Annotated in this window: 14 protein-coding genes; 6 read left to right on the forward strand and 8 right to left on the reverse strand. The window is 60.5% G+C overall.

All coding sequences use genetic code 11. The annotated features are described in order from the left end of the window. Window positions 1–6 precede the first annotated feature (6 nt). From I6L36_RS03150 to lrp, 6 genes are all read right to left on the reverse strand, one after another. A complete protein-coding gene (locus tag I6L36_RS03150) occupies window positions 7–498 on the reverse strand; it encodes a CvpA family protein (RefSeq protein WP_010674522.1) in 492 nt (163 codons plus the stop codon). Window positions 499–673: 175 nt separating this feature from the next. After that, window positions 674–1,969, reverse strand: a complete 1,296-nt coding sequence (serS, locus tag I6L36_RS03155; RefSeq protein ID WP_039039009.1) for a serine--tRNA ligase — start codon at window positions 1,967–1,969, stop codon at window positions 674–676. Between the two features lie 279 nt (window positions 1,970–2,248). After that, on the reverse strand, window positions 2,249–3,586 hold the full coding sequence (locus I6L36_RS03160; RefSeq protein ID WP_109112966.1) for a replication-associated recombination protein A: 1,338 nt from the start codon (window positions 3,584–3,586) through the stop codon (window positions 2,249–2,251). Window positions 3,587–3,653: 67 nt separating this feature from the next. Continuing rightward, on the reverse strand, window positions 3,654–4,262 hold the full coding sequence (lolA, locus tag I6L36_RS03165) for an outer membrane lipoprotein chaperone LolA (RefSeq protein ID WP_039039163.1): 609 nt from the start codon (window positions 4,260–4,262) through the stop codon (window positions 3,654–3,656). Between the two features lie 77 nt (window positions 4,263–4,339). Beyond that, window positions 4,340–6,844, reverse strand: coding sequence for a DNA translocase FtsK (locus I6L36_RS03170; RefSeq protein WP_109112967.1), 2,505 nt, complete (start codon window positions 6,842–6,844; stop codon window positions 4,340–4,342). A gap of 189 nt (window positions 6,845–7,033) precedes the next feature. After that, window positions 7,034–7,525: a leucine-responsive transcriptional regulator Lrp gene (lrp, locus tag I6L36_RS03175; protein WP_005300047.1), complete on the reverse strand. Its 492-nt coding sequence runs from the start codon at window positions 7,523–7,525 to the stop codon at window positions 7,034–7,036. Between the two features lie 150 nt (window positions 7,526–7,675). Between lrp and ald the strand changes: the two genes are divergently transcribed. From ald to I6L36_RS03190, 3 genes are all read left to right on the forward strand, one after another. After that, window positions 7,676–8,791: an alanine dehydrogenase gene (gene ald / locus I6L36_RS03180; RefSeq protein WP_109112968.1), complete on the forward strand. Its 1,116-nt coding sequence runs from the start codon at window positions 7,676–7,678 to the stop codon at window positions 8,789–8,791. 183 nt (window positions 8,792–8,974) lie between these two features. Next, window positions 8,975–9,925 (forward strand): thioredoxin-disulfide reductase, encoded by a 951-nt coding sequence (gene trxB, locus I6L36_RS03185; RefSeq protein ID WP_109112969.1) that lies wholly within the window; start codon window positions 8,975–8,977, stop codon window positions 9,923–9,925. Window positions 9,926–10,068: 143 nt separating this feature from the next. After that, window positions 10,069–11,271: an ISL3-like element ISAeme19 family transposase gene (locus I6L36_RS03190; protein ID WP_081843999.1), complete on the forward strand. Its 1,203-nt coding sequence runs from the start codon at window positions 10,069–10,071 to the stop codon at window positions 11,269–11,271. A 13-nt stretch (window positions 11,272–11,284) separates the two neighbouring features. On the opposite strand, the gene I6L36_RS03195 is transcribed toward I6L36_RS03190, so the two are convergent. Continuing rightward, a complete protein-coding gene (locus tag I6L36_RS03195) occupies window positions 11,285–12,247 on the reverse strand; it encodes an IS1595 family transposase (protein WP_039039924.1) in 963 nt (320 codons plus the stop codon). A gap of 88 nt (window positions 12,248–12,335) precedes the next feature. On the opposite strand from I6L36_RS03195, the gene I6L36_RS03200 reads away from it, so the two are divergent. Further along, a complete protein-coding gene (locus tag I6L36_RS03200) occupies window positions 12,336–13,577 on the forward strand; it encodes a diguanylate cyclase (protein ID WP_029314438.1) in 1,242 nt (413 codons plus the stop codon). Window positions 13,578–13,660: 83 nt separating this feature from the next. Here the strand turns inward: I6L36_RS03200 and I6L36_RS03205 are convergent, their stop codons facing one another. Next, window positions 13,661–14,131 carry a glycine zipper 2TM domain-containing protein gene (locus tag I6L36_RS03205; protein ID WP_109112639.1) on the reverse strand — a complete coding sequence of 157 codons (471 nt, stop codon included), beginning with the start codon at window positions 14,129–14,131 and terminating at the stop codon, window positions 13,661–13,663. A 17-nt stretch (window positions 14,132–14,148) separates the two neighbouring features. On the opposite strand from I6L36_RS03205, the gene aat reads away from it, so the two are divergent. Beyond that, window positions 14,149–14,856 (forward strand): leucyl/phenylalanyl-tRNA--protein transferase, encoded by a 708-nt coding sequence (gene aat, locus I6L36_RS03210; RefSeq protein WP_039039162.1) that lies wholly within the window; start codon window positions 14,149–14,151, stop codon window positions 14,854–14,856. Continuing rightward, on the forward strand, window positions 14,853–15,569 hold the full coding sequence (locus I6L36_RS03215; RefSeq protein ID WP_109112640.1) for an arginyltransferase: 717 nt from the start codon (window positions 14,853–14,855) through the stop codon (window positions 15,567–15,569). Before aat ends, I6L36_RS03215 begins: the two co-directional genes overlap by 4 nt. The last annotated feature ends 18 nt before the right edge of the window (window positions 15,570–15,587 follow it).

Below are 15,587 nucleotides of genomic sequence, written 5' to 3' on the forward strand. Positions count from 1 at the left end.
TCGAAGTCACTGTACCTGTTGAAGAAAACTGGACGAGTTCATCATGAACCCGAAAAACCACTGGATCACCGGCTTGAACTCCGGCACCAGCCTGGACGCCACCCACCAGTCGCTCTGGGAGAGGCTGGTGAAGGTATCCATGAAAAACAGCAGGGCGCTGACGATCAGCACCCCGCGAATGGCGCCAAAACAGACCCCGAGCACCCTGTCGGTGCCGGAGAGCCCGGTCTTTTCCACCAGCAGGCCTACCACGTAGTTCACCACGCTGCCGAGGATCAGGGTCGCCACGAACAGGGCGGCGATGGCCAGACCGTTGCGAACCATGGCATCGGAGAAAGAGGTGAAATAGACGGCGAGATCAGGATAGAAATGGCTGGCAATGAAAAAGGCGACGAACCAGGTGACCAGAGACATGGCCTCCTTGAGAAAGCCGCGCACCAGGCTGATGAGGGCGGAGAAACCGACGATGCCGATGATGGCGTAATCAATCCAGACCATAGAAAAAGATGTCCTGCGAAATTGCGGCGCAGTCTAACAAAAACGATTGCGCAATGCTTGATAAAATTGTGTTACAGGCCCGAAGGGAGCTATCCCTTCCCCTTGCGGCGGGTTTCCCGGGCCCAGAATGCACAACGCCATGGCATGCCATGGCGTTGTCGTCTGCAACCAGCGCTTACCCGATGTGGGTCAGGCCGCCCATGTAGGATTGCAGCGCAGCCGGGATGGCGATGCGGCCATCTGCCTGCTGGTAGTTCTCGAGCACGGCCACCAGGGTACGACCCACCGCCAGACCGGAACCATTCAGGGTATGAATGAGCTGCGGCTTGCCGTCGATACGCACGCGAGCCTGCATGCGGCGCGCCTGGAAGTCGGTGCAGTTGGAGACGGAGGAGATCTCGCGATAGGTGTTCTGGGCCGGCAGCCACACTTCCAGATCGTAGGTCTTGGCAGCGCAGAAGCCCATGTCACCGGTGGAAAGCGCCATCACGCGATACGGCAGCTCCAGCAGTTGCAGCACCTTCTCGGCGTGACCCACCATCTCTTCCAGGGCATCCCAGGATTTTTCCGGGTGCACCAGTTGCACCATCTCGACCTTGTCGAACTGGTGCATGCGGATGAGGCCACGGGTATCACGACCGTAGGAGCCCGCTTCGGAGCGGAAGCAGGGGCTGTGGGCGGTCATCTTGATGGGCAGCTCCTGCTCGTCGAAGATCTCGTCACGGGCCATGTTGGTGAGCGGCACTTCGGAGGTCGGGATGAGGGAGAACTTGCGCACCTTGCCTTCGTCTTCCCCTTCCCCTTCGATGCCGGTATTGAAAAGATCCTGGGAGAACTTGGGCAGCTGGCCGGTGCCGTACAGGCTGTCCGGGTTGACCAGATAGGGCACGTAGCACTCGGTGTAGCCGTGCTGCAGGGTGTGCAGGTCCAGCATGAACTGGGCCAGGGCGCGGTGCAGACGGGCAATCTGGCCCTTCATCACCACGAAACGGGCGCCGGAGAGCTTGACGCCGTTCTTGAAGTCGACCCCCTTGGCCGCCTCACCCAGATCGATGTGATCGCGCACCGGGAAATCGAACTCACGCGGGGTACCCCAGCGGCGGACCTCCACGTTGTCGTTCTCGTCACGGCCCACCGGGGTGGTCTCGCTCGGCAGGTTGGGGATGGCGTCGGCGATCCCCTTGAGCTGGGCCAGCAGGGCCTCCAGCTCGACCTTGCTGGTCTCGAGCTCGTCGTTGATCTTGGTCACCTCGGCCTTGAGGGGGGCAACATCTTCACCACGACGGGCAGCCTCACCGATGGACTTGGAGCGGGCGTTGCGCTCGGCCTGCAGCTCCTGGGTGCGGGACTGCAGATCCTTGCGTTTCTCTTCCAGAACATTGACCGCCGCTACGTCCAGAACGTAGCCACGTGTCGCCAGACGAGCGGCAGCTTCGGTGATGTCGCTGCGCAGATATTTGGGATCCAGCATGGTTTACCTACTTTTTTAATGGGATCTGGGCCCGGGTCATCGTGACCGGGTTGGGAAACAGATCCGGAAGTTAACATCGGTTGGCGCACCCCTTTGCCTTCGGAATCGGGCCTTCGAAATCAAGAAGATGGTGCAAGGCCAAGACAACCGGGGTCAGACGGGCAGTGTAGCAGACCGCCCCCCCGCCCGAACAGGGACTATTGCGCCCGTTTTTTCCGGGCCCCCCTCCCCTGATAACCCTGCCGTGCGCTTTCCGGGCAAGGGGCTTGAAGGTCTTTCCTATCGCTTGCGCGGACTCTGCTTGTCCAGCTCATGCAGATAGTCGAGCTTCTGGGCTATCTGCTTCTCAAGCCCCCGCTCGGTGGGCTGATAGTACTGCTTGCCGGCAAGCTCCGGGGGGAAGTACTGCTCGCCGGCGGCATAGGCCCCCGGCTCGTCGTGGGCGTAGCGATACTCGGCGCCGTAGCCCAGCTCGCTCATGAGCTTGGTAGGGGCATTGCGAAGGTGCGGTGGCACCTCGAAGTCCGGCAGGTTCTTGGCGTCGTGAAGCGCCGCCTTCCAGGCGGTGTAGACCGCATTGCTCTTGGGGGCGCAGGCGAGGTAGACGATGGCCTGGGCGATGGCCCGCTCCCCTTCCGCCGGGCCGATGCGATGGAAGCAGTCCCAGGCCGAGAGCGCCACCTGCATGGCACGGGGATCGGCGTTGCCCACGTCTTCCGAGGCAATGGCCAGCAAGCGGCGGGCGATGTAAAGGGGATCGCAGCCGGCGCTCACCATGCGGGCATACCAGTAGAGGGCCGCATCCGGTGCCGAGCCGCGAATGGACTTGTGCACCGCCGAGATGAGGTCGTAGAAGTGATCGCCGCCCTTGTCGAAACGGGCCACGTGCTCCCCCACCACGGCGGCGAGCAGGGTACTGTCGATCACCCGCGCCCCTGAGCTGTCGGCCTCGGCCATGTCGGCCAGGAGCTCCAGATAGTTCAGAGACTTGCGCCCGTCCCCGTCCACCGCTTTCGCCAGCGCCTCCTTGGCCCCGGGGGCAAAGCGCAGGCTAGGGTCATTGAGGCCGCGCGGGTCCTGCATCGCCTGATCGATCATGGCGAGGATGTCCTGCTCCTCCAGCCTCTTGAGCAGATAGACCCGGGCCCGGGAGAGCAGCGCATTGTTGAGCTCGAACGAGGGGTTCTCGGTGGTGGCGCCGATGAAGGTGATGGTGCCGTCTTCGATGTGGGGCAGGAAGACATCCTGCTGGCTCTTGTTGAAGCGGTGGACTTCATCCACGAACAGGATGGTGCGCACCCCGCGCCACCCGTTCTCCTTCGCCTTGTCGAGGGCGGCGCGGATCTCCTTGATGCCGGAGGTGACCGCCGAGAGCCGCTCCACCTCCGCCTGGCAGTAGTGGGCAACCAGTTCTGCCAGCGTGGTCTTGCCGGTGCCGGGGGGGCCCCAGAGGATCATGGAGTGGCAGTGCCCCGCCAGGATCGCTTTTCGCAGGGGCGTGTCCGGCCCCAGGATATGCTGCTGGCCGATGTACTGCTCGAGGGTTTGCGGCCGCATCCGGGCCGCCAGCGGACGAAAGTCCGAGGAGAAATCCAGGGATAAATTGCTCATCTGCATTGACCTTGCATCTGACCGGTCATAAACAACGCCCGGTCAGACGATAACGCCGGTAACGGCTGGCTCATCAGCGCTGGTCGTCCAGCTCGACCCCCTTCGGGATCTTGAAGACAAATTCGTTGCCCTTGAGCACCGGCTTGCGGTTGAAGCTGCTCAGAGTGAACTCGCTCCACTGGCCCTGGGCTTCTTTCACATCGAAGCGACTGATGTTGTTCTGACGGTCGAAGGTGATGCGAAAGGAGGCGATCAACTCGTCCTTGTTGCGGCTGGTGACGGTGTAGACATCCCCTTCCTGGGTCACGTCATAGTTCTTCCAGAGGCTGTTGTCGTTGCCCGCGATGAGCACGAAGGGGGTGTTGAGCACCGCATCCTTCATCTTGAGGGCGGTGACCTGCTCAACGAAGGGATCGTACACCCACACATCCTTGCCATCGGCCACGATCAAACTCTCGTCCGGGGAGGTAGTGTGCCAGTTGAAGCGGTTGGGCCGCTGTACCAGCAGGGAACCGCTCGCCTTTTGCAGCTCCTTGCCCTTGCTGTCATAGACGGTCTGGGCAAACGTCGCGGAGAAGACATTGACGGAGGAGAGCTTCTCCTTGAGATCGCTGGCCGCATCGGCCCACACCTGGCTGCTGGCAACCAGCAGAATGGAACCCATCAACAGTTGTTTTTTCATCAGGCTCTTCATAGGGAGGTTCTCGATAAAAGGCCACGCCCGCAAAGGGCATGGCCAGAATGATACAGGAGTTAGGCTTAGTCACGAACCGGCGGCGGTGCCAGCACGTCGCGCTGGCCGTTGCCACCCGGGGCGCTGACGATGCCCTGGTTTTCCATCTGCTCGATGAGACGGGCCGCCCGGTTGTAACCGATCTTGAACTTGCGCTGGACGCTGGAGGTGGAGCCACGGCGGGATTCCACCACGAAGGCCACCGCCTCGTCGAACAGGGGATCGAGCTCTTCATCGCCGCCCCCGCCGAAGTCGCCACCGCCGCCCTCGCCGTCCGACTCGCCGGAGAGGATCTCGTCGATGTAATCCGGCTCGCCACGCAGTTTCCAGTCCGCCACCACCTTGTGTACCTCGTGGTCATCGACGAAGGCACCGTGGACACGGGTGGGGTTGGAGGTGCCGGCAGGCATGTAGAGCATGTCACCCATGCCGAGCAGGGATTCGGCGCCCCCCTGGTCCAGGATGGTGCGCGAATCGATCTTGCTCGACACCTGGAAGGAGATACGGGTCGGGATGTTGGCCTTGATGAGACCGGTAATGACATCCACCGACGGACGCTGGGTCGCGAGGATAAGGTGAATACCGGCCGCCCGTGCCTTCTGGGCGATACGGGCGATCAGCTCTTCCACCTTCTTGCCGACGATCATCATCATGTCGGCGAACTCGTCCACCACCACCACGATGTGAGGCAGTTTTTCCAGCTCCGGCGGCATCTGATCCATGGAGTCACCCGGACGCCACAGGGGGTCGACCAAGGGATCCCCCGCCTCGATGGCGGCCAACACCTTGTCGTTGTACCCCTTGAGGTTGCGCACCCCGACCGCGGACATCAGCTTGTAACGACGCTCCATCTCGCCTACGCACCAGCGCAGGGCGTTGGCGGCATCCTTCATGTCGGTGACCACCTCGGTCAGCAGATGCGGAATGCCTTCATAGACCGAGAGCTCCAGCATCTTGGGGTCGATCATGATGAAGCGCAGATCCTCGGGGGAGGATTTGTAGAGCATGGAGATGATCATGGTGTTCACCCCCACCGACTTGCCCGAGCCCGTGGTACCCGCCACCAGCAGGTGGGGCATCTTGGCGAGGTTCACCACCACGGGTTCCCCCGCGATGTCCTGACCCAGCCCCATGGTGAGCGGATTGCGACTGGCCGCGAACGCCTCGCAGTCGAGGGTTTCCCGCAGGTAGACGGTCTGGCGTACCCGGTTGGGCAGCTCGATCCCGACGAACGTCTTGCCCGGGATCACTTCCACCACCCGCACGCTGCTGGCAGAGAGAGAACGGGCGAGATCCCGGGAAAGATTGGTGATCTTGCTCGCCTTCATGCCCGGCGCCAGGTCCAGCTCGAAGCGGGTAATGACGGGACCGGGATAGACGCCCACCACCTTGGCCTGCACGTTGTAATCGGCGAGCTTCGCCTCCACCAGCCGGCCCATGCGCTCCAGCTCGTCCTTGCTCATCATCTGGGTCTTGGCGGGCGGCCTGTCCAACAGATCGATGCTCGGCAAAGGGGCCAGACCGGGCTGGGGACGGCGCTTGGCTTTCACCGGCGCAGCGGCAACGGGAGCATCGGGTTCGTCATCCCCCTCCGCCCAGGGCAAGTCGAGGTCATCTTCTTCCTGGCGCACGGCGGGACGCGGACGGCCATTGGCCACGCGGTTGCCCTTGGCGGCAGGCGCCGGAGCATCGTCCTCTTCGTCGTCAAACTGCGGATCGAACTGGAAGGTGTCTTCGTCAAGCTCCGGCAGCCATTCGTCAGCTTTTGTCTTTTGAGCGCGATTCTTCGCCTTGGGGTTGCGTGTCCAGCTGCCGTGGGGGTCTTCGTCATCCTCTTCCTGATCGAAGCTGCCCACGCCCCCTTCCAGCAGGGGATCCGGCCCCTCATAGCGGGGCTGGCGCCAGCCACCTGTGAGCCAGCGGCCCAGGGTGGTGGGGAAATGGTAGATGGCGCTGACAGAGCCGGTGCAGGCGGCACCGATGCGCTCGACAATGGTGAGCCAGGACCAGCCGGTAAAGAGGGTGATGCCGGTCGCCACGAAGCAGAGCAGCATCAGGTTGGCCCCCACGCCGCCAAACAGCGGCACCACGGCTGAGGCGATCACATCCCCCACCAGGCCGCCGGCGGAAAAGTTCTGCAAGTCGTTGAAGTTCATGCTGGCGATGGCGGACATGCCGAGCACCGTCAGTACGAAGCCGATGATCCGTACCGACAGGGTGAGGAAATCCACTTCCAGCAGCTTGCTCGGGCGCCAGAACAGGCTCCAGCCAAGCAGCACCACCAGAGGGGGCACCAGATAGGAGAAGGCCCCGAAGGTAAACATGGTGATGTCGGCGAGCCAGGCACCGGCGCTGCCCGCGAGGTTCTTCACCTCCCCTTGCCAGGAGGTTTGCGACCAGCCGGGATCGGCGGGATGGTAGGTCAGCAGCGCAAGCAAAAGATAGGCAGCCATCAGGGTGATGGCGATCAAGACGGCCTCGAAGATCCGTTGTGTACCTGATAAAGGAGTAAACAGCTTTTTATCGGCCAAACTCCGGCTCCTTTGTGAAAACATGAATGCGGGGATAGGGGGCCTAGTATCCCTGAAAAGCCCACCGATTGTCAGCCAGTGCCTGAGGGCGGGCCTGAAACTCTCTATAAGAAGAAACGAGCGGACCGGCCGCTCGTTTCTGACTATCGTGACTCGTCATGGAACTTGCAAGTCACAGCACAACCCCGCTTATCGGGTGCTGATCACCAGACGACTGCTCTGTTTGACCTCTTCCATCACCACGTAGGTGCGGGTGTCGTTGACGCCCGGCAGACGCAGCAGGGTTTCACCCAGCAGGCGACGGTAAGCGGACATGTCGCTGACGCGGGTCTTGAGCAGATAGTCGAAATCACCGGACACCAGATGACATTCCTGGATCTCTTCGAGCACCTGAACAGCCTTGTTGAACTGCTCGAACACATCGGGGGCGCCACGATTGAGGGTAATTTCCACGAACACCAGCAGAGACGCGTCCAGATAATGAGGGTTCAGAATGGCGGCATATCCTTCGATATACCCTTGTCGCTCCAGGCGACGAACCCGTTCCAGACACGGTGTGGGACTCAGGCCAACTCGTTTGGACAACTCAACGTTCGAAATCCTGCCATCCTTTTGCAGTTCATTCAGAATGTTGCGGTCAATCCTGTCCAAATCCTTTAGCCGACTCTTAGCTTCCATCATTTAATTCCATCCTTTGGCTATTTTTTGGTAAGAATCACCAGTCATTTTATAATAATGGTCACAAATCCTGTCAATACCTGAATATACTAGGCGCAAATGCCGCTTAACATCTAGGCAACATAAACCACCAATCGATAGACGAGGGATAGCATGATTATCGGTGTACCTAAGGAAATAAAAAACCATGAATATCGCGTAGGCATGGTTCCGGCCAGTGTACGTGAACTGACAGCACGAAACCATACTGTTTTCGTCCAAAGCGGCGCAGGAAATGGCATTGGGTTCAGTGACGCAGATTATCTGGCTGCCGGAGCCGAGATCCTGGCCTCCGCTGCCGAAGTTTTCGCCAAGGCGGAGATGATCGTCAAGGTCAAGGAACCCCAGGCAGTGGAACGGGCCATGCTGCGTCCCGGCCAGACCCTCTTTACCTATCTGCATCTGGCGCCGGACCTGGCCCAGACCCAGGATCTCATCGACAGTGGTGCCGTCTGCATCGCCTATGAAACCGTCACAGACGGTCGTGGCGGTCTGCCCCTGCTGGCCCCCATGTCGGAAGTGGCCGGACGCATGTCTATTCAGGCCGGAGCCCAGGCACTGGAGAAATCCCGTGGCGGCAGCGGCGTGCTGCTCGGCGGTGTGCCCGGTGTGGAACCGGCCAAGGTGGTGATCATCGGTGGTGGTGTGGTGGGCTCCAACGCAGCCCGCATGGCCGTCGGCCTGCGTGCCGACGTCACCATCCTCGACAACCACGTCGATACCCTGCGCCGTCTCGACAGCGAGTTCCAAGGGGCTGCCAAGGTGGTCTACTCCAACCGCGAGACCCTGGAGCGCCATCTGCTGGCGGCAGACCTGGTCATCGGCGGCGTGCTGGTGCCTGGCGCCACTGCGCCAAAACTTGTCAGCCGTGACCACATTGCTCGCATGAAACCCGGTGCGGCCATCGTGGACGTGGCCATCGATCAGGGCGGCTGTGTCGAGACCTCCCATGCCACCACCCATGAAGATCCCACCTTCATCGTCGACGAGGTGGTGCACTACTGCGTGGCCAACATGCCGGGTGCCGTGGCGCGGACCTCCACCGTGGCCCTGAACAACGCCACCCTCCCCTTCATCATCAAGCTGGCCGAACAGGGCTATCGCAACGCACTGCTCGCCGATCCCCACCTGTTGCACGGCCTGAACGTGATGGCGGGCAAAATCACCTGCAAGGAGGTTGCCGTGGCCCACAACCTGGCTTACACGGATCCCCTGACCCTGCTGAACTGATCGCGTCCCTGCAAAGGGAGGTAGATGAGTGAAAATCCGCCCGCGATGGGCGGTTTTTTTATGCCTGCCATCCCCGGCTCACCCCTCTTGTTGGCGATTACCCCAATCGATGCGCTGGCCTTTGACCACGGATCACGAATTACCTACAATCGCGCAAACTCATCACGTCTCGGAAATCACATCATGAGCCAAGTCACTCACAGCAAACTGCTGATCCTGGGATCCGGTCCGGCAGGTTACACTGCGGCCGTCTATGCCGCTCGCGCCAACCTCAATCCCCTGCTCATCACCGGCATGCAGCAAGGTGGTCAGCTGACCACCACCACCGAAGTGGAAAACTGGCCAGGGGACGCGGAAGGGCTGACCGGCCCGGCCCTGATGGAGCGCATGAAAGAGCATGCAGAGAAGTTCGATACCCGCATCCTCTTTGATCACATCAATGAAGTGACGCTGACCGAGCGTCCCTTCCGCCTCAAGGGCGACAACGGGGAATACACCTGCGATGCGCTGATCCTCGCCACCGGCGCCTCCGCCAAATACCTGGGTCTGCCCTCCGAAGAGGCTTTCAAGGGCCGCGGCGTCTCCGCCTGCGCCACCTGTGACGGCTTCTTCTACCGCAACCAGGAAGTGGCCGTGGTCGGTGGCGGCAACACCGCCGTGGAAGAGGCACTCTATCTGGCCAACATCGCCAGGAAGGTGCACCTCATCCATCGCCGCGACGAGTTCCGCGCCGAGAAGATCCTGATCAAGCGCCTCAACGACAAGGTCGAGAGCGGCAATATCGTCCTGCACACCCATCAGACCCTGGACGAAGTACTGGGTGATGACATGGGCGTCACCGGCGTGCGCCTGCGCAGCACCCGGGATGACACCACCTCCGAGCTGCCGCTGATGGGGGTCTTCATCGCCATCGGTCACCAGCCCAACACCCAGATCTTCGAAGGGCAGCTGGCGATGGAAAACGGCTATCTGAAAGTGCGTGGCGGACTGGAAGGGTTCGCCACCCAGACCAGCATCCCGGGCGTGTTCGCCGCCGGCGACGTGGCCGACCACGTCTACCGCCAGGCGATCACCTCCGCAGGAACCGGCTGCATGGCCGCCCTCGATGCAGAGCGATATCTGGACGCACAATAATCGGAAGGATATAAAGGGCATGCCAGTTGGCATGCCCTTTTTTATGGTTCTTCGCGGGATCCTGGGAAAGTGGAAGTTGACAGACAGGGTGCTGGTAAACTGGTTGTCGCCAAACACACCACCACCATCACCCTGCTGTCGCCGTGCATCATATTGATATTGCCTCCTTCTGGCCAGGTTATACCGTCATCGCCCAAGCGCTTTCTGCCAACCATCACACCCTGTTTACCCTTGAGCCTCGCGCCGACTTCTTGCCCCGTTGTCGCCGATGCCTGCAACCCACGCCATTGATCCACGACCAACGTATCCGCCGGGTGCGTGAGCGAGACCTATTTGACCGACAAGTCTGGTTACAACTGCCTGTTCGCCGCGTCGACTGTCTGCGCTGTGGTCGCGTCAGTGAACATATCGACTGGCTCCCCTCTGGCTCCCGCCTCACCCGGCGCATGCAGTGCTGGATTGAAGCGCTCGTTCAGTACCTCCCCATCCGCCATGTCAGCCAGCTCACCGGGGTCGGTTGGCACACCATCAAGGAGATCGACAAGCGCCGTTTGCAGACCAGTGTGGGCACCATCGAACTTGGGGAGGTGCGGCGGCTGGTGATGGATGAGTTTGCCCTGCACAAGGGACACCGCTATGCCACCGTGATCATGGATGCCGAGCGAACCCGCGTCCTGTGGGTGGGGCACGGCAACAGCCGGGCCGCTATCCGTCCCTTCTTCGAGCAGCTCGGCGAGCGATGCCAGCAGATTGAGGCGGTGGCGATGGACATGAACACGGCGTTCGACCTGGAGGTGAAGCAACACTGCCCGCAGGCGGAGGTGGTCTACGACCTGTTCCACGTGGTGGCTCGCTATGGCCGAGAGGTGGTGGACCGGGTGCGAGTGGAGCAGGCGAATGCACTGAAAAGCGATAAACCGGCGCGAAAAGTGGTCAAAAGTGCGCGTTGGTTGCTGCTACGTAATCGGGCGAAGCTGAGTGAAAAACAGGATGTGAAGTTGCAGGAGCTGTTGGCGGCGAATCAACCGCTGGCGATGGTGTACGTGCTGAAAGAGGCGTTGAAGGGCATCTGGTATGCGCCGAGCGTGTGGGAAGGATGGCGACGATGGCGGAGCTGGATGCGGCAGGTGAAGGAAAGCGGGCTAGCGCCGCTGCAACGATTTGGTCGAAATTTATCGAAATATATGCGGGGGATCCTGGCGAGTGCAAACTACCCGATGCACACGAGTGTGCTGGAAGGGGTGAACAACAAGATCAAAGTGATAAAGCGCATGGCATATGGATTTAGGGACTCAGAATACTTTTTTCTGAAAATCAAGGCGGCCTTCCCCGGAAAGCCGCGATGAACCTTTTTTATGGCTATGTCCCAATTACGTGTTGCATGGGGCGCCCCAGCGCCTCATGCAAGCAACGTGGTACATTCACTTCCCGCCCGTAGCGCTCCAACATCCTTCGCCAACCCAGATAATTTCTCAGATAGTGGGTCGCTACCCCATGGAACCGCTCCATCCACTCTTTCAACCGACGGTGATATCCGTTTACATGCTGGATATGGTACGCGCCAACCACACGCTCGCCTTGGCGATTGCGCACGACCTGATGGGTCACTCCCTGCGCTTTGCTGAAACTGGCATACACCCCGGCGCCGTCGCTACACAACACCGCATCTGACGAGACAAGGGGTGTCAAAACAGCTATCACCGTCTCGGCATTCATTTTCTCCAACTGAAAATCCGCATGGTGACCAGCCCGGTCCTGAACCACCATCACCGGGATGTAATCCGGCCCTGTGCCTCGGGTACGGCCTTTGCCCCCACGGTGGCGGGCCGGGCGGGGCAAACCACGTTGCCCTTTAAACGACTCCAAGAAGAAGGTCTCATCAACCTCGACGATACCCCCTTCCCGTGCCGCCTGGTGACTCGCCATGGCTTTCAGGAAGCGGTGACGCCACAAGAAGGCGGTATTTTTACAGACTCCGCAGCGGACGGCAGCCTGTCGGACGGTCAGACCGTCGATGAGGGCCTGGGCGTAGTCTTCCCAGCATTGTGCCTTGCGAAGTCGAGCCAGAGGCGTCTTGGTGAGAACGGAACTGGTGCGCAGACACTGCTTGCAGCGATAACGACGCAGCCCTCGACTCCAACCCCAGGGAGCCAACTGCGTAGCCTCGGCCTGACAGTGAGGGCAACATCGACAAGCGGGGAGTTGAGCGGCCAGCGAGGTGATTGGGTGAGGGGTAGTGAGTTCATGTTGCGCGAGGCGACGCTGGCGCATGGTGAGCTGTGGAAAGAGAGACAGTAGATGTTGAAAGGCTTGGGTATCCATGATGGAGGCCCTCAGGGTGATGACCTACTTCAAGGTTAGCCTTTCAACATGTAATTGGGACAGCGCCTTTTTTATTGCAAGGAGCAGGATGAAACGAAAAATAATGATAGTGGAAGACAGCCTGACGGTACGCCGCATGCTGACCCAGGCCATTGCGCAGCAGACCGGGCTGGAAATCGACGCGTTCGATACCCTTGAAGGGGCTCGCGATTGCCATGGGGAAGATTATGTGGTCGCCCTGGTGGATCTCACCCTGCCGGACGCCCCCGGCGGAGAGGCTGTCAATGTGCTGAGGGAGCGTGGGCTGCCGGTGGTGATCCTGACGGCCGACATCAGCGAAGAGAAGCGGGAAGCCTGGCTGGAGGCCGGGGTGCTGGACTATGTGATGAAGGATTCACGTCACTCCCTGCAATATGCCGTCGGTCTGGTGCACCGCCTCTACCTCAACCAGGCCATCGAAGTCTTGGTGGTCGACGATTCACGCACCTCCCGTCACCGCACCGCGGCCCAGTTGCGCAAGCAGTTGTTGCAGGTGCACGAGGCCAATTCAGCCCGCGATGCGCTGGCGCAGCTCGAGCAGCACCCCGCCATTCGCCTGATGCTGGTGGACTACTACATGCCGGAGATCGATGGCATCAGCCTGGTGCGAATGCTGCGCGAGCGCTACAGCAAGCAGCAGCTCGCCATCATCGGCATCTCGGTATCGGACAAACACGGCCTCTCGGCACGCTACCTCAAGCAAGGGGCGAATGATTTTCTCAATCAGCCCTTTGAACCCGAGGAGCTGCAGTGCCGGGTCAGCCACAACCTGGAGGCCCTTGAGCAGTTCAACAACATCCAGGAATCGGCCAACCGAGACTACCTGACCGGACTTTACAACAGACGCTACTGGTTCAACGAGGGTCAAAAGTGGTTCGAGGAGCATCAGCGCCATCAGGCGCAGCTCTCCCTGTGCGTGCTCGATGTGGATCACTTCAAGCAGGTCAATGATCACTGGGGGCATGCCATCGGCGATCAGCTGCTCTGTCATCTGGCCAGGCTGCTCACCCAGTTCTTCCCGGATGCCATGATAGCCCGATTCGGTGGTGAAGAATTTGCCCTGATGGTGCCCCACTGCCCCGTTCCCGTGCTGCTCAAGCGACTGGAAGGGCTTCGTCTGCAAATGCGTCAGCAACCGCTGTCGCGGGAGATATCGCTCTTTGTGCGCGCCAGTTTCGGCGTCATCAATGTCGGGCGGCTCTCCATGGACGAGGCGCTGAGCGAGGCAGATCGCCAGTTGTATCAGGCAAAGAATACCGGGCGAGACAAGATAGTCTGTCAGGACGTCTGAGCAAGCATCAGCAGAGGCACTCCGTGTAGTACCGCCCGGCGCCCCTTGTGTGGCGGCCGCCGGGTCAATCCCTTCTTCACCGTTCAATAGGTCTTGTCGACTCGCACCCCATCGCTGAAATAGAGGATGCGCACCTTGTCGCCCTGCGCAAAGACCATGGCCGGATCGTAATCCTGGATCACGTTGATGAGCCCGTTCTGCTCGTTGCGGATCAGCAGCTCCACCAGCTTGTTCTCCACCACACTGCCCCCTGACTGAAACTGCTGCACCGCCGCCGCTCCCGCCAGTGCCCCGACCGCAGTGGCAACCTCCCGCCCGTGCCCACCGCCAAACTGGTTGCCGAGCAGCCCGCCAAGCACGGCCCCTCCCAGAGTTTTCCAGCCGGAATGCTCTGATTCCACCATCTGGCGCTGGGTGATGTTGCGCACCGCATCCACCTGGCCGAAGACCACCTGCTCCACCGGACGCGCCGTGTTGCGTTCATACACCGCACTCCAGGCCGGCGCCGTGACAAAGCCAAGCAAGCTGGATACTATCAGGATAATGGCCTTCATCTATGAACCTCTGCCTTATGTCTCGCTATCTTACCGAACTGGATGATGAGCTGTGCTGGTTTCCCTCCCCCAGCCATGCGCTGGAAGAGCCCAACGGGCTGCTCGCGATTGGGGGAGATCTCTCCCCCGCTCGATTGCTGGCAGCTTACCACAGCGGGATCTTTCCGTGGAATGAACCCCATCAGCCACTGCTGTGGTGGTCACCGGACCCCAGGGGAGTCATCGTGCCCGAGGAACTCCACATCGGCCGCAGCCTGCAGAAGTGTTTGCGCCGCACCCCCTTCGAGATTTACATCAATCGCGCCTTTGATGACGTCATTGCAGCCTGCGCCGCCCCCCGTCGCACCGCCAGCGGCACCTGGATAAGTGCCCCCATGATCGACGCCTATCGGCGCCTTCATCGCCTCGGTCATGCCCACTCCATCGAGATCTGGCAGGATGATCAGTTGCAGGCAGGTCTCTATGGCCTCTCCCTGGGCCGACTCTTTTGTGGTGAATCCATGTTCAGCCGCATCGACAATGGCGCCAAACTGGCCATGGTGGCCCTCTGTCGCCACTTTGCAGGGCACGGCGGTGCCCTCATCGACTGCCAGATGCAAAACGACTTTCTGGCCACACTGGGCGTTCAGGAGTGGCCAAGGCAGCGCTTTCTGACCACCCTGGCCACCCTGACCCGGCAACCGTTGCAAGAGGGATGCTGGCAACCGAGGAGAATCAGCCTATGAGTGAAGAAGTGATCCTCAAGGTCGGGCTGACCCCCAGGCACCCGTGCAGCTACCTCAGTCACGAGCAGGAGCAGTTGCTGGTCCTGATGGACCATGAATTGCTCAACGCCGCCGGGTACGAACGGCTGCTGACGGCAGGATTCCGGCGCAGTGGCAACGACATCTATCGTCCTCACTGCCCCGCCTGCAGCGCCTGCCAATCCTTGCGCATACACAGTGAACGCTTCACCCCGAGCCGTGGGCAGAAACGCATCCGCCAGTTGAACCGAGATCTCGAACTCGTACTGAGCTATGACGACAAGCCCGAGTATTACCAGCTCTATGAACGCTATATCCGTGAACGTCATCGGGATGGCAGCATGTATCCACCGAGCCGGACCCAATACAAGGGATTCCTGCACTGCGACTGGATGCCCCCCCTCTATCTGGAGATGCGCAAGGAGGGACGCCTCATCGGCGTGGCCACCACGGACCTGCTTCCCCATTCTCTGAGCGCCATGTACACCTTCTTCGACCCCGACTATGCCGACCGGTCGCTCGGCACCTTCGCCATCCTGAGCCAGTTGGAACTGGCCAGACGTACCGGTCGTCAGTGGCTCTATCTGGGGTATCTGGTGGAGGAGTGCCGCAAGATGAATTACAAGCGCCAATACCTGCCCCATGAGCTGCTGGTACAGGGCGAATGGAAAAAAATCGACACCAAGCCCGAGTAAACTTTACACATAGCCTTA

Source organism: Aeromonas sp. FDAARGOS 1406 (assembly GCF_019048565.1).
Classification (GTDB): Bacteria; Pseudomonadota; Gammaproteobacteria; order Enterobacterales; family Aeromonadaceae; genus Aeromonas; species Aeromonas caviae.

Excerpts from the sequence above, each read along its gene's own strand:
- I6L36_RS03160 (WP_109112966.1), bottom strand. The coding sequence starts at position 3,586 with ATGCAGATGAGCAATTTATCCCTGGATTTCTCCTCGGACTTTCGTCCG.
- trxB (WP_109112969.1), top strand. The coding sequence starts at position 8,975 with ATGAGCCAAGTCACTCACAGCAAACTGCTGATCCTGGGATCCGGTCCG.
- I6L36_RS03200 (WP_029314438.1), top strand. The coding sequence starts at position 12,336 with ATGAAACGAAAAATAATGATAGTGGAAGACAGCCTGACGGTACGCCGC.
- lolA (WP_039039163.1), bottom strand. The coding sequence starts at position 4,262 with ATGAAAAAACAACTGTTGATGGGTTCCATTCTGCTGGTTGCCAGCAGC.
- I6L36_RS03195 (WP_039039924.1), bottom strand. The coding sequence starts at position 12,247 with ATGGATACCCAAGCCTTTCAACATCTACTGTCTCTCTTTCCACAGCTC.
- I6L36_RS03205 (WP_109112639.1), bottom strand. The coding sequence starts at position 14,131 with ATGAAGGCCATTATCCTGATAGTATCCAGCTTGCTTGGCTTTGTCACG.
- ald (WP_109112968.1), top strand. The coding sequence starts at position 7,676 with ATGATTATCGGTGTACCTAAGGAAATAAAAAACCATGAATATCGCGTA.
- serS (WP_039039009.1), bottom strand. The coding sequence starts at position 1,969 with ATGCTGGATCCCAAATATCTGCGCAGCGACATCACCGAAGCTGCCGCT.
- I6L36_RS03215 (WP_109112640.1), top strand. The coding sequence starts at position 14,853 with ATGAGTGAAGAAGTGATCCTCAAGGTCGGGCTGACCCCCAGGCACCCG.
- aat (WP_039039162.1), top strand. The coding sequence starts at position 14,149 with ATGTCTCGCTATCTTACCGAACTGGATGATGAGCTGTGCTGGTTTCCC.
- I6L36_RS03150 (WP_010674522.1), bottom strand. The coding sequence starts at position 498 with ATGGTCTGGATTGATTACGCCATCATCGGCATCGTCGGTTTCTCCGCC.
- lrp (WP_005300047.1), bottom strand. The coding sequence starts at position 7,525 with ATGATGGAAGCTAAGAGTCGGCTAAAGGATTTGGACAGGATTGACCGC.